Raw genomic sequence first — 13191 nt, forward strand, 5'->3', positions numbered from 1 at the left:
TCTTGGCGGCCGGCCTGAGACTCGAGAAGACTCACAAGCACCCCAAACTGATGCTCGCGGGCGAGACCCTGGTGCTGGACCTCTGCGGCGGCCTCTGGCTGCCCGAGCACCGGACGCTGATCGTGTCCGACCTCCACCTGGAGAAGGGCTCGTCCTACGCGGCCCGCTCCGGCCAGTTCCTGCCGCCCTACGACACCCGCGAGACGCTCGCCTGCCTGCACGAGGCGGTGGTGCGGCACGATCCGGCCCGGGTGGTGGCGCTGGGCGATTCCTTCCACGACGCCCGCGGTCCCGAGCGCATGGAGCCGGGCGACCGCGCCCTGGTGGCGGCCCTGCAGGAGGGGCGGGACTGGGTCTGGATCGCCGGCAACCACGACGCGGCCGTGAACGAGGGCGTCGGCGGCCGCTACGCGGACGCGCTGACGCTCGGCGGCCTCGTCCTGCGCCACGAGCCGAGCCCGGAGCCCGTGCCCGGCGAGATCGCCGGCCATCTCCATCCCTGCGGGAAGGTGGCGATGCGCGGGCGGGCGGTGCGCCGCCGCTGCTTCGTCACGGACGGCACCCGCCTCGTCATGCCGGCCTTCGGCGCCTACGCCGGCGGCCTGAACGTCCGCGACCGGGCGATCGAGAGCCTGTTCCCCGACGGCTTCACCGCCCATCTCCTCGGGGACGGGCGGGTCTTCGCCATCGGCCGGGCGCAGCTCGCCCGGGACTGAGTCGCCCGGTCAGGCCGTCTTCATGAACCGGATCACGCTCTCCGACAGGCTCGTCGAGTGGCCGGCGAGGCTCTCGGCGATGCCCTGGACCGCCTGGGCGAGCTGACCGGTGGCGTTGGCGGCCTCGGAGACGCCGCCGATATTGCCCGCCATCTCGTGGGTCGAGACCGCCTGCTCCTCGACGGCGCTCGCCATCGCCAGGGTGAGCTTGGACAGTTCGTCCACCGCGGCCGTGATCATCTCGATGGCGCCGACCGCCTCGCCGGTCGCGCTCTGGATCGCCGAGACCTGCTGCGTGATCTCGCCGGTCGCCTTGGCGGTCTGCTCGGCGAGCGCCTTGACCTCGGAGGCCACCACGGCGAAGCCGCGCCCGGCGGCGCCCGCGCGGGCCGCCTCGATGGTGGCGTTCAGGGCGAGCAGGTTGGTCTGGTCGGCGATCGACTTGATCATGCCCACCACCGCGTCGACCTTGCGGGCGTTCTCGGCGAGCTGGCGCATGGTCGCGTCGGTGGTCCCCGCCTGGGCGGCGATCTGCTGCGCGCGCTCCGAGACCCGCCCGACCTGGCCGGAGATCTCCTGGATCGCGCCGTTCATCTGCTCGGAGTTCGACGCGACCGACGACGCCTTGTGGCGCGCGGATTCGGCCGACTGCATCAGGCCCACGGCCGAGCTCTGCATCTCCTGGATGGCGGAGCCGACGGCCTCGACGACCCGCTTGACGTCGGTCTCCATGTTCACCTGCGCGGTGACGACCGCCCAGGTCAGCATCGGGCCGAGGTACTGCCCCTTCTCGTCGTTCACGGCCGTGACCCGCAGGTTGAGGGTCTCGGGCCCGACCTTGATCTTGGTGCTGTGCGGCAGCCGGCTCGCGTCGGCCAGCATCGTGCGCTGGTGGCTGGGGTTCTTGTGGAAGATGTCGAACGAGCGGCCGAGCATGTCGTCGACCTTCACCGGCAGGTGCTGGTCGATCGTGCCGAGGGTCTTGCGCGACGTGGCGTTCATGTAGTCGATCTTGAAGTTGTCCTTCAGATTGGCCGTCATGACCGCCACCGGAACGTTGTCGATCATCGTCAGGAGCCGGTTGATCTCCTTCTTCTTCGCCGAGATGTCCGCGGCGAACTTGACGACCTTGATCGGCTTGCCGCGCGCGTCGAGGACAGGATTGTACGTCGCCTCGAGCCAGACCGAGTCGCCCTCCTTGTCGAGGCGCAGGAACTCGCCCGTGACGTACTGGCCGTCCTTCAGCTTGCTCCAGAACGCCGCGTAATCGGCGGACTCGGCGTAGCTCTTGTCCACGAAGATGCGGTGATGGCGGTTCCGGACGTCGCTGAGGCCGTATTTCATCAATCGCAGGAAGTTCTCGTTCGCGTGAAGGACCGTTCCGTCCATCGAGAACTCGATGATCGCCAGCGAGCGGTCGAGCGCGTCGATCTTGGCCTGGGCTTCATTGAAAACAGTGCGATTGAACATGGTACGGCTCGCGTTCCCCCGGCGTGGGGTGTAGCCTCACAGCGTTAATGAATCCCTTATTCTGGCATTCGTCCAGTTTAAGAGTTGCCTGACGGAAATCGAATGCTTGGAGCGCCGCGCCCTCTGTGCGTCCGTAACCGGACCGACGCCATCGTCGAGATTGCATTCAAATATAAACTCGGTCAGGGCCGAAGCATACTTACGAATATCAGAACCAGCCGCGCATGCGAAAGTATACGATCGGCGCGACCGCGCTGATGAGGATCAGGCCGAGCGCGTAGGGATATCCGAGCGCCCAATCCAGCTCGGGCATGTGCTTGAAATTCATGCCGTAGATCGACGCGATCAGCGTCGGCGGGACGCCGACCACCGAGACGACGGTGAGGACGCGGAAGACGTTGTTCTGCTCGATGGTGATCAGGCCGAGGGCCGCGTCGAGCAGGAACTGCACGTTCTCGGCGAGCCGCGTCTCGAACTCGTCGAGGGATTCGATGTCCCGCTTGATCGTCTCGAAGCGCGCATCCTCCGGCAGGCCGAGGCTGTCGCAGGCCGCGGCGACGAACGGGATGATCCGTTCGAGCCCGAGCAGGCTCGACCGGATCTTGCCCAGAACCTTCCCGCGGTTACTGATGCCGCGCAGGATCCGGCGCAGGGCGAGGTCGCGGCGCCGGGGCGGCGGGCTCTCCAGGCGCCGCCGCTCGGCACCGCGGACGTCGAAGTCGAAGATGCGGGTCGAGAGCGTGTCGAGCTCGGAGCCCATATCCTCGAGGGCGTCGGCGAGGCTGTCGACCAGTTCCTCCAGCACGACGAGAAAGATCTCACTCGGCGTCGTGCTGCCGTCGCCGTCGGCGATACGCTTCGCGGACGCCTCGATGGCGCGCAGGTCGTGGAAGCGGATCGTGACGAGGTGATCCTTGGTCAGCAGGAAGCCCAGCGGCTTCAGCTGCGACGCGCTCTGCTCGAACGTGATCATCGGGGTCGAGAGCGAGAGGCCGCCCTTGACCCGGCGCAGGCGGCTCGACGTCTCGACCTCCGAGAGCGCCGCCCGCGACGGCACCCGCAGGCCGGTCGCGGCCTCGACCGCCGCAGCCTCCTCCGGCGTGGGGTCGTTCAGGTCGAGCCACACGGTGTCGCGCGCGATCGGGCCGCCGGGTCGCAGCGCCACCGGGCCTTCGGGTCCGTGCAGGCTCAGCATGAGAGCGCGTTATCCATGAGGGGGAACGGGGCCGCCGGCGCGTCATCGCACCGTCGCGCGGGGGTGCGACAGCCTTGACTCGGAACCCGCCCGCGCCTATCTCGCGGCCGTCTTTGGCACTCGCCGAGACAGAGTGCTAACAGTCGAGTTTGCGAGCGGTCCCGCCGGCCGCATCAACGCCAACTCAAGACCTGAAGCAAGAGGGCAGCTCATGAAGTTCCGTCCGCTGCACGACCGCGTGGTCGTCCGTCGCATCGAAGGCGAAGAGAAGACCAAGGGCGGCATCATCATCCCGGACACCGCCAAGGAGAAGCCGCAGGAGGGTGAGGTCGTCGCCGTCGGTCCCGGCGCCCGCGACGAGGCCGGCCGCGTCAACGCGCTCGACGTGAAGGCTGGCGACCGCGTCCTGTTCGGCAAGTGGTCCGGCACCGAGGTCAAGATCGACGGTCAGGACCTCCTGATCATGAAGGAATCCGACATCATGGGCGTCGTCGCCGCCTGATCGGGTCACCCGCCATCGCCCTTTGAGGCCGTCCCGGCCTTGGGGTTCAACAACCAGCTAAGAGGCACACAATGGCAGCGAAAGACGTTCGTTTCTCCGCCGACGCCCGCGATAAGATGCTGCGCGGCGTCGACATCCTCGCCGACGCGGTGAAGGTGACGCTCGGCCCGAAGGGCCGCAACGTCGTGATCGAGAAGAGCTTCGGCGCCCCGCGCATCACCAAGGACGGTGTGACGGTCGCCAAGGAGATCGAGCTCGCCGACAAGTTCGAGAACATGGGCGCCCAGATGGTGCGCGAAGTGGCCTCGAAGACCAACGACATCGCGGGTGACGGCACCACCACCGCGACCGTGCTGGCCCAGGCCATCGTCCGCGAGGGCGCCAAGTACGTCGCCGCCGGCATCAACCCGATGGACCTGAAGCGCGGCATCGACCTCGCCACCCAGGCGGCCGTCAAGGACATCATCGCGCGCGCCAAGAAGGTCTCGACCTCCGACGAGGTCGCCCAGGTCGGCACGATCTCCGCCAACGGCGACAAGGAGATCGGCGAGATGATCGCCCACGCCATGCAGAAGGTGGGCAACGAGGGCGTGATCACGGTCGAGGAGGCCAAGACGGCCGAGACCGAGCTCGACGTCGTCGAGGGCATGCAGTTCGACCGCGGCTACCTCTCCCCGTACTTCATCACGAACGCGGAGAAGATGGTCGCCGAGCTCGAGGATCCCTACATCCTCATCCACGAGAAGAAGCTCTCGTCGCTCCAGGCCATGCTGCCGGTGCTCGAGGCCGTCGTTCAGACCGGCAAGCCGCTCCTGATCATCGCCGAGGACATCGAGGGCGAGGCTCTGGCCACCCTCGTCGTCAACAAGCTCCGCGGCGGCCTCAAGGTCGCGGCCGTCAAGGCGCCGGGCTTCGGTGACCGCCGCAAGGCGATGCTCGAGGACATCGCGATCCTGACCAAGGGCCAGATGATCGCCGAGGACCTCGGCATCAAGCTCGAGAACGTGACGCTCCCCATGCTCGGCCGCGCCAAGCGCGTGCGCATCGAGAAGGAGAACACCACGATCATCGACGGCGTCGGCGAGAAGTCCGACATCGAGGGCCGCATCTCGCAGATCAAGGCGCAGATCGAGGAGACCACCTCGGACTACGACCGCGAGAAGCTCCAGGAGCGCCTGGCCAAGCTCGCGGGCGGCGTCGCGGTGATCCGCGTCGGCGGCGCGACCGAGGTCGAGGTGAAGGAGAAGAAGGACCGCGTCGACGACGCCCTCAACGCCACCCGCGCGGCGGTCGAGGAAGGCATCGTCCCGGGCGGCGGCACCGCGCTGCTGCGCGCCAAGAAGGCGGTCTCCGAGCTGAAGTCCGAGATCCCGGACGTGCAGGCCGGTATCAAGATCGTCCTGAAGGCGCTCGAGGCCCCGCTCCGCCAGATCGCCCAGAACGCGGGCGTGGAAGGCTCGATCGTGGTCGGCAAGATCACCGACAACACCTCCTCGGAGACCTTCGGCTTCAACGCCCAGACCGAAGAGTACGTCGACATGATCCAGGCCGGCATCGTCGACCCGGCCAAGGTGGTGCGCACCGCCCTGCAGGACGCGGCCTCGGTCGCCGGCCTGCTGGTGACCACCGAGGCGATGGTCGCCGACGCGCCGAAGAAGGACAGCCCTGCTCCGGCCATGCCGGGCGGCGGCATGGGCGGCATGGACTTCTAAGTCCGAGCCATCCGCTGAGACGAAGGAAGGGGGTCGCCGCGAGGCGGCCCCTTTTCTCTTGGCGCCGGCCTGCCGCGGTGGCCCGCGGGGCGCAGGCCGGTCAGAGGCCGCGACGCGACGCTTCGGCCGCGAGACGCGCCCGCACGGTGGCGATCAAGGATTGCCGGACGTGCTCCGTCGCCTGGAACGGGATATCGAAGTTCAGGCTGTGGTAGATCAGGGATCGGATGCTGTCCTGATCGGGATCGTCCGCGCCTGTCTGCATGAAGTCGAGGATCCAGGCATGGATCGCCGCGTGGTCGGACGTGTCGGGATCCGCGGCGAGGACCAAGTGGCCGCCGTGAATCCAGTCATCGCGCAGGGTTGCGGACACTTCGTCCGATGCAGGCATGACCTCACCTCGCGGCTCTGCCCGGTGCGGCCGGGACGATAGAGTTTTCGCGCGCGCCGATCCCGTTCTCCACCAGCGACCGCGGAGCTTCGACGCCGCGTCACCTGTACGTCGGCGCCTCGCCCGGCCGCGATGTGGCGCGGCGGTCCGGGCGGTGGGCGATCAACAAAAAACGGGACGGCTCGCGCCGTCCCGTTCAGGGGCCTAATTATCGGCCAAGGAAGATCGAAGCCAGTCGCTGGAGCAGGCCCCGCGGTGCGGGCGGAGGCTCGCTCTGCCCAGGACCGTCCCCGATCTAAGCGTTGGCGGCGAAGGGGTGCTGCGCCGAGTTGCGCTGCTCGGTGACCGTCGAGGCCTTCGGCTCGCCGTTCACGGCGCGCTGGATCGACAGCTTGGTGGCCTCGTAGTTGTACTTCTGGATCTTGGCGTCGTCGGCCGCCTCCCAGTGGATGAACACGCCGACCAGGATGTACAGGTCGTCGGCCTCGTCCGCCGGGATGATGCCCTCGGCCACCGCGTCCTGCACGGCCTTGGCAACGCCGTGCTGGGCCGGGCCGAACATCTGGACGGCCTGACGGGCGTCGTTGATGGTGACCTTGTTAAACATCAGGGTGTTCGGCTTGCACGGCAGGTTCGGCGCGATGACCGCGAGCAGGCTGGTGAAGCCGTGCTTGTTGTTCACGAGGCCGTTGCAGAAAGCCGTCTCGGCCGGCGAACCGCGCGGTCCGATGATGAGGTCGATGTGGGCGACCTCGTTGCCGTCGCCGACGAGCGCTTCGCCGACCTGAACCTTGGTGATCTTCGCCATTCGGTGTCTCTCCCTGGATTCCGAAATAGAGCCGCGCGCCGGGCGGTGCCGCGGCCGGGAAGCCATCCTTGTTATCGGCGCCCGACCATGCCGGCCGAGCCGGTTGGGCCGAGCCGGTTGGGCCGGACAGCGCGGCGGACCCTACAGCGGGCCCCTGCGGCTCACAACCCGCGCAAGGCCCTGACACGAAGGAATTTCCATCCGCCCGGCGCTATGGACACCGGATCGTGCACGCGGCTCAGGCCAGCCGGGCGCCGGCGCCCGCGAGCGCGTCCCAGAACAGCGTCGCGACGGTGAAATCCGCGCTCGTGCCGGGATTGATCGACCGCGCCTTCAGCGACGCGTCGAGGGCCAGCAGCGCGTCGACCGGCCGCGCGGCGAGATCGATCCCGGCGAGTGCCGCCTCGACTTCCCGGCGGACGCCCTCGGCCGCGGCCGCGCCGTGCTTGCGCGCGACGTGGCTGTCCGGGACGGCGCGCAGGAAGGCGAGGTGGATCGCGGTCGTGCACCAGGTCGGGTCGAGCCCGGCGGCGCGGGCCTCGCGCAGGGCGGCGAGCCCGATCGCCGGCACGTCCGCGAACCCCGTGACGTAGGCGCGGGCGATCCGGTCCCGGTCCGCGGCCTCCGCCATGGCGTCGCGCAGGGCGCCGGGCGCCGCCTCGGCGACGTCGTGCCGGGCGGCCTCGCCGAGGCCGCCCGGATTCGCGCGGCGGATGCCCGCGAAGACGGCCTCCGAATCCGCGCCGTCCAGCGTGTCGAGCACCGCAGCGACGGTCCGATCCCCCTCGGCCGCGACCGCGAGCGGCGCGCAGAGCAGCAGGATGCCGAGATTGGTGTTCTGGCCCACCGCCGCCACCGTGGCGGCGACGCCGTCGCGGACCCGCGCTCCGACGCCCGCGCCCGGGCGGGCCAGGGGCGGGGCCGAGACGTCGGCGCTCGTGACGAAATCCGCCAGCACCATGCGGTGGCCGGGCGCGTAGGCGTGGACGTTGCCGGGCTTGAGGGCGTCGAGCTCCGCGAGGCAGGCCGCCCGGTAGAGCGTGCCGATCAGCGTCGCGTCGAGGCCGGTCCCGCTCATGCCACCACGAGCCGGGGGCGGCTGGCGCCGCGGGCCGCGGCGAGGAAGCCCCGCACCACCGCGGCCGCGATGTCGGCCTCGCAGACGGTCTGGAGCCCCGACCAGGCCGGCATGGAATTGACCTCGAGGACCGAGAACCCGCCCTCCCCGTCCTCGACGAGGTCGACGCCGGAATAGTCGACGCCGACCGCGGCGGCCGCCGCCTCGGCCAGCTCGGCGGCGGCGCGCGGCATCGCCCAGGGCAGCGGCCGGCCGCCCCTGTGGACGTTGGTGATCCAGCCGTCGCCCTCGCGGATCATGCCGGCGATCGCCCGTCCGTCGCAGACGAACACCCGGTAATCGCGCCACAGGCCGTCCCGGCGCGGCACGTAGCGCTGGAGGTAGTAGACCCGGGCCACCGCCTCCTCGTCGGGCAGGTCCTCCGGGCGCTCGATCAGGGCGAGCCCCTCCCCCTGCGAGCCGAACAGCGGCTTCAGGACCAGCGGCGCGCCCGGCCGCGCCTCGGCGGCGACCAGGGCCGCGGCCGCCTCGCGCTTCGAGAACACCCAGGTCGCCGGGGTCGGCAGGCCGGCCCGGTCGATCAGCAGCGAGGTCGCCGCCTTGTCGACCGAGCGCTCGATCGCGGTCGGCGCGTTCCAGACGGTGACCCCCGCGGCGACCAGGGCGTGCAGAACGCCGAGCCGCATCGTCGTCGCCTCGAAGGTGCCGCCCGCGATGGTCCGCATCAGCACGCCGTCCGGCAGGGCGTCGGCGAAGCCCGGCACGCGCAGCGGCTCGCCGCCGCCCGTGACCACAGCCACGTCGGCGAGGGAGAACAGCACCGGCTCGACGCCGCTCGCGCGCAGGGCCGCGAGCAGGCGGTTCTTGTGCCAGGTGCCGTTATCGGCCGCGAGCCCGATGCGCATGGTGGTCCTGATGGGGTCCTGATCGTCACGGGGCCGCCCGCCTCCGGGGCGGCCCGAGGTTCTGTCGCTCGGTGGATCGGACTGGGGGCCCCGCCGCGCGGGAGGGGCGCCCCGCGTGCCCTCAGGCGAAGGACGCGTCGACCAGCGTCGGCTCCAGGCGGCCGCCGCGGTAGGTCGCGCCGGAGCGCACCGACGTGACGATCGCCTCGGCCGGCGAGAACAGGGCGCCGTCGATCTTGTAGAAGTCGCCGTTCACCCGCGCGAAGATGTCGGCGAAGGGCGCGCCGTGGTCGCTCGAGGTCGTGGAGGGCAATTGCTCGGCGAGCTGCTTCGCGTCGGCATCGTCGGCGTCCACGAAGAGCTGGACCCGGCCGCCGTAGATGATCGCGTCGTTGGTCCGGCCCATGGCCTTGATGAAGTCCGGGTGCGGCGGCGACAGCGGCGCCGAGCCGATCCCGTCCACGATGGCGTGCAGGTCGAAGCCGACCGTGTGGGCCTTGTGGAGGGCGACCTCCAGGACGCGGGCCACGACCTGCGTGGAGCCGGCGAGGCTCTGGGTCGGCGCGAAGATGAAGGTCAGGTCCTCGGGCTTGAGGCCGGAGGCCTCCGCGACCTTGGCGACGACGCTCTCGGGCGGGCCGCCGGCCGCCTCCAGTACGAGGGCGGTCTTGGTGGCGGAATCGCGGAAGCCGAGTTCCTGGTACAGCTCCTCGACGGCCGCCACCGCGCGGCCCGGGCCCGAGCCGAGGGCGAAGAAGCCCGAATCCCCGGTCTCGTCGGCGAGGCTCCAGCCCGCGTACTGGCTGCCGAGGCAGGCGAGCACCGGGTCGGCGGAATGGACCGTCACCGAGTACGGCCAGGACGCGATCGGCCCGCTCGGCGCGATCGTGACGGTGCCGAGGCCGCCGAGGCAGATCTCGGCGATGCGCCGCCCGGCCTCGATCGAGCCCCGCGCCTGCGCGCCGGCATCGACCATGCGGGCGCCGCCGGCGGCCTGCGACACGGAGAGCCGCAGCGTCGCGGCGTCGGCCACGAGCCGCTCGACCAGGGGGCCTGAGAGCGCGTTGATGCTGGGATAGGACGGGCTGGCACTCATGACGGGGCTTCCTCGGGGTGTGTTTTCTTCGCCGCGCAGACGGCCCGCAGATGTGCCGTCCGCGTTTCCAACAGGGCGAGCACCTCCGCCCGGTCCGCGCCTTCGGCCAGCACCGTGCAGAGCGGCGCGTCGCGGCGGACCGCCGAGCCGGGGCACGGGCGGTCGCGCACGCAGTCCGGCCAATCGAGGTCCGGCACAGGCGCAAGCTCACGGTCCGCGTAACAGATCTGCGCGGCCGCCGCACCCGCCGGATGCGGGCCGGGCTCCGGCATCGTGCCGAGGCAGGCGGCGATGTGGGCCGCGAGCAGCGGCGTCCCGCGCCTGTCGAGGACGTCGAGGGTCGCGCCGGGCCTCGGGTTGATCTCCGTGAGCCACCACTCGGTCCCGTCGACCAGCAGGTCGGCGCTGGCGAGGCCGCGCAGGCCCGTCGCGGCGACGATCCGCTCGGTCCCGGCGGCGACGGCCTGCACGACGTGGGCGGGGAGCGCCGGGGATTCACCGGCGCCGCGGGCAAGCGCCCCGGCGTAACGGAACGGCCGGATCGGCGACGGCGCGCACCATTGCTCGGTGACCGCGAGGACGCGGATCGTTCGGCCGTCGGCGAGAAAGTTCAGGGCGTGCGGCCGCCCCGGAACGCGCGCCTGGAGATAGTGGTCCACCGGCGCGGGCGACCGGCCGGCCGGTCGGATGTGGCTGCCTCCGGAGCCCCCCGCCCGCTTGACCAGCCAGCCCGCGGGGTCCGCCGGCGGCGCGGCCGTCACGGCCGGATGCGGCACGCCGAGGCGCGCGCACAGGGCCGCGAAGGCCTCGGGATCCTTCAGGGCGGCGACGGTCCCGGCCGAGGCGCCGATGAGCCGGTGCCGCGCGGAGAGGCGCGCGATCAGGTCGGGGGCGTCCTCGAAGCCGCTGCCCAGGATCAGGCCGACCGGGTTCCCGGCCAGCGCCGCGAGGTCGTCGAGCGCCGCCAGGGTGGCGTCGGCGGCGGGGCCGGTGCCGAAGCGGCCCGGAAGTTGCCGGAAGGCCTCGGCCAGCGCACGGGTATCGGAATCGCCGAACAGGTCGGCGACGTAGGGCCGAAGCCCCGCGCGCCGCGCCGCCTCGGCCAGGGCGCGCCCGGCCTGCGCGGCGATCAGGACCGCGTCCGCCATCGGCATCCGGTCCGGGAGCGGCCTAGCCGGCGATCTCCACGGCGAGCTCGTAGGCGTCGCGGAAGTCGAGGCACAGCGGCGTGTCGGAGGCGAGCATCCGGTCGAACAGGCGCCGCTGCGTCTTGTACTTCACGTCGCCGACGGCCAGCGCGCCGATACCGACCCCCTTGCCCGTGGGCAGCGCGACGTCCACCGCGTTGACGTCGATCCCCGCGATGCCGGCGGGCGGCACGGCGTTGACGTCGGACGCCACGAGCAGCTTCGTCGCGGATTTCAGATCCTCCGCGGTGAGGATCGGGATGCCCGCCGGGCCGGCCGAGAGGATGACGTCGGCGTCGCGGATGGCCGCGCGGCGGTCGTCGGGCGTCGTGCCGTCGACGGCGCCGACCTCGATGCCGAAGCGCCACTTCATCGTGAAGGCGATCTTCGAGACGCGCTCCTCGCCGTCGTGGCCGACCAGGACGGTGGTCGCGCCCTGCAGGGCGCCGATCACCGCGGCCACGTAGGCGACGACGCCCGCGCCGCCGAAGATCACGATGCGCTTGCCCTTGAGGTCGGTGTTGAACTTCTGCCGCAGGGCGCGGGAGACCTGCGCCACCATGGCGGCGCCGGTGGTGAACGAGCCCGCCGGGTCGGCGAACACGTGGTTCACGAAGGGCGGCACGAAGGCCTTCTTGGCGCGGTCGACCATGTCGAGGGCGTCCTCGGCGTTCTTGCCGCCGATGAAGATGCCCGTCCGCGTCCCGTCGGCCGGCGACCGCGAGAAGATCGAATCCTGCGTCAGGGTGACGACGTCGGCGAGGCTGACCTCCGCGTAGGTCACCACCGTCTCGAAGCCGGCATCCACGGCCATGTTCACGTCGAACGGGCTCATGTGCCGGAGCGGCGTCAGCATGTGGAGGATCGAGCGGGCCATGGAATCCTCGTGCGGCGCGCGAGAGAGGCGCCTTCCCTCCGTCCAAACCCGGAGCGGCGCCCCGGGTCAAGCCCGGGGCGGCCAGCTCACGCCGGACCGGTTACCGAAGCGCCACCGTTGCGGCCCCGGGCGATGACGAACCGAAGGGGGCCGCCGCGATCGAGGCCGGCCACCAGGGCGCGGGCCTCCGCCTCGGACGGGACCAGCGCGAAGCCGGTCGGCCCCCAGGAGGACTGGCCGTAGCCCGCGACGCCCCGCGCGGCGACGCTGGCGAGCGCCTCCGCCACCGCGGCGCTGGCGTAGCGGCCGCCCTGATGGGGCGCGAAATGGTCGCCGATCAGCGTCTGGATCCGGGTGATGCCGGCGCCGAAGCCCTGCGGCTCCGCCAGGGCGACGGCGGGCAGCACCTGCATCAGCGCGATCCGGCAGATCTCGGCAGCCTGGGCCTCGGGGAAGCGCGGCAGGTCGCGGAAGGCCTCGACCTCGCGCGTCCCGTGCACGCCGGCCATGCTCGGATCGAGGATCAGGACGATCCGCCAGGCCTCGGGATAGGGCAGGCGCGCGATCACCGGCGGCGGCCCGCCATCCGCGCCGCGGCCGCCGTCGACGATCAGGCCGCCCTCGGTGAAGGCGCACAGGCCGACGCCGGACCGGTTGCCCCGGTCCAGGGTCGCCGCGAAGGCCTCCGCCGCGAAAGGCTCGCCGTTGAGGCGCGCCATCGCGGCCGCCACCGCGAGGGCGAGCTGCGTGCCGGAGCCGAACCCGGCATGGGCCGGGATCACCCGCTCGACCGCGACGGCGACGTCCCCGCTGCGCCCGAGATGGGCGGCGGCGGCCTCGACGTAGCCGCGCACCCGGTCCGCCTCGGGTCCCGTGACGTCGGGACGGACCGCCCGGCGGGCGGTCAGGACGAGGGACGGCGCGTCGATGGCCAGCCCGATGCTGCCGAAGCGGCGGCCGAGCCCGCCGTGCAGGTCCAGGAAGCCGAAATGCAGCCGCGCCGGCGCCTCGACCCGCACGGTACCGTCCGCCGTCGCCTCGTTCCGTTCGGGGACCTCGCCCAACGCTCTTCCCTCGAATCCCGTCTCGAATCCCGCAGGTCCCGCCCCTGCGCGGCGCGCTTGTCACACGCGGCCCGGAACCGGGCAACGTGGACGCGCGCGGATCGTGCCCGCCGACGGCGCAGGACTGATCGATCGCGGAGAGCGCGCGCGGCGGAGAACCGATACCCGCGATTCACTTCCCGACGCGCAT

At 71.2% G+C, this 13191-nt stretch carries 13 protein-coding genes; 3 read left to right on the forward strand and 10 right to left on the reverse strand.

Annotation, left to right across the window (positions count from 1 at the left end; translation table 11 throughout):
- Positions 1-2: 2 nt before the first annotated feature.
- Positions 3-716: a ligase-associated DNA damage response endonuclease PdeM gene (pdeM, locus tag LXM90_RS20940; RefSeq protein ID WP_234081033.1), complete on the forward strand. Its 714-nt coding sequence runs from the start codon at positions 3-5 to the stop codon at positions 714-716.
- A gap of 9 nt (positions 717-725) precedes the next feature.
- Here pdeM and LXM90_RS20945 read toward each other — a convergent pair whose 3' ends face one another.
- Together LXM90_RS20945 and LXM90_RS20950 are read right to left on the reverse strand one after the other, a co-directional pair.
- Positions 726-2186: a methyl-accepting chemotaxis protein gene (locus tag LXM90_RS20945; protein WP_020093565.1), complete on the reverse strand. Its 1461-nt coding sequence runs from the start codon at positions 2184-2186 to the stop codon at positions 726-728.
- A gap of 208 nt (positions 2187-2394) precedes the next feature.
- Positions 2395-3381: a CorA family divalent cation transporter gene (locus LXM90_RS20950; RefSeq protein ID WP_020093566.1), complete on the reverse strand. Its 987-nt coding sequence runs from the start codon at positions 3379-3381 to the stop codon at positions 2395-2397.
- Between the two features lie 211 nt (positions 3382-3592).
- Between LXM90_RS20950 and groES the strand changes: the two genes are divergently transcribed.
- Positions 3593-3883, forward strand: a complete 291-nt coding sequence (gene groES / locus LXM90_RS20955) for a co-chaperone GroES (RefSeq protein ID WP_020093567.1) — start codon at positions 3593-3595, stop codon at positions 3881-3883.
- A gap of 71 nt (positions 3884-3954) precedes the next feature.
- A complete protein-coding gene (gene groL, locus LXM90_RS20960; protein ID WP_205833381.1) occupies positions 3955-5595 on the forward strand; it encodes a chaperonin GroEL in 1641 nt (546 codons plus the stop codon).
- A 100-nt stretch (positions 5596-5695) separates the two neighbouring features.
- Here the strand turns inward: groL and LXM90_RS20965 are convergent, their stop codons facing one another.
- From LXM90_RS20965 to LXM90_RS21000, 8 genes are all read right to left on the reverse strand, one after another.
- Positions 5696-5986, reverse strand: a complete 291-nt coding sequence (locus LXM90_RS20965) for a hypothetical protein (RefSeq protein ID WP_081636449.1) — start codon at positions 5984-5986, stop codon at positions 5696-5698.
- 295 nt (positions 5987-6281) lie between these two features.
- On the reverse strand, positions 6282-6794 hold the full coding sequence (fae, locus tag LXM90_RS20970) for a 5,6,7,8-tetrahydromethanopterin hydro-lyase (RefSeq protein ID WP_012317540.1): 513 nt from the start codon (positions 6792-6794) through the stop codon (positions 6282-6284).
- Between the two features lie 238 nt (positions 6795-7032).
- Entirely contained in the window at positions 7033-7872 is an 840-nt protein-coding gene (locus tag LXM90_RS20975; protein ID WP_020091843.1) for a triphosphoribosyl-dephospho-CoA synthase, read from the reverse strand.
- Positions 7869-8777: an ATP-grasp domain-containing protein gene (locus LXM90_RS20980; protein WP_020091842.1), complete on the reverse strand. Its 909-nt coding sequence runs from the start codon at positions 8775-8777 to the stop codon at positions 7869-7871. The genes LXM90_RS20975 and LXM90_RS20980 overlap by 4 nt, the downstream gene beginning before the upstream one ends.
- A 121-nt stretch (positions 8778-8898) precedes the next feature.
- A complete protein-coding gene (mch, locus tag LXM90_RS20985; protein ID WP_020091841.1) occupies positions 8899-9873 on the reverse strand; it encodes a methenyltetrahydromethanopterin cyclohydrolase in 975 nt (324 codons plus the stop codon).
- The gene (locus LXM90_RS20990; protein WP_020091840.1) at positions 9870-11021 is read right to left on the reverse strand and encodes an ATP-grasp domain-containing protein; all 1152 of its coding nucleotides are present in this window, start codon (positions 11019-11021) and stop codon (positions 9870-9872) included. The genes mch and LXM90_RS20990 overlap by 4 nt, the downstream gene beginning before the upstream one ends.
- Before the next feature lie 22 nt (positions 11022-11043).
- Positions 11044-11937 carry an NAD(P)-dependent methylenetetrahydromethanopterin dehydrogenase gene (locus LXM90_RS20995; protein WP_020091839.1) on the reverse strand — a complete coding sequence of 298 codons (894 nt, stop codon included), beginning with the start codon at positions 11935-11937 and terminating at the stop codon, positions 11044-11046.
- 86 nt (positions 11938-12023) lie between these two features.
- A complete protein-coding gene (locus tag LXM90_RS21000; protein WP_020091838.1) occupies positions 12024-13001 on the reverse strand; it encodes a beta-ribofuranosylaminobenzene 5'-phosphate synthase family protein in 978 nt (325 codons plus the stop codon).
- Positions 13002-13191 lie beyond the last annotated feature (190 nt).

The sequence above is a fragment of the Methylobacterium oryzae genome (genome assembly GCF_021398735.1).
Classification (GTDB): Bacteria; Pseudomonadota; Alphaproteobacteria; order Rhizobiales; family Beijerinckiaceae; genus Methylobacterium.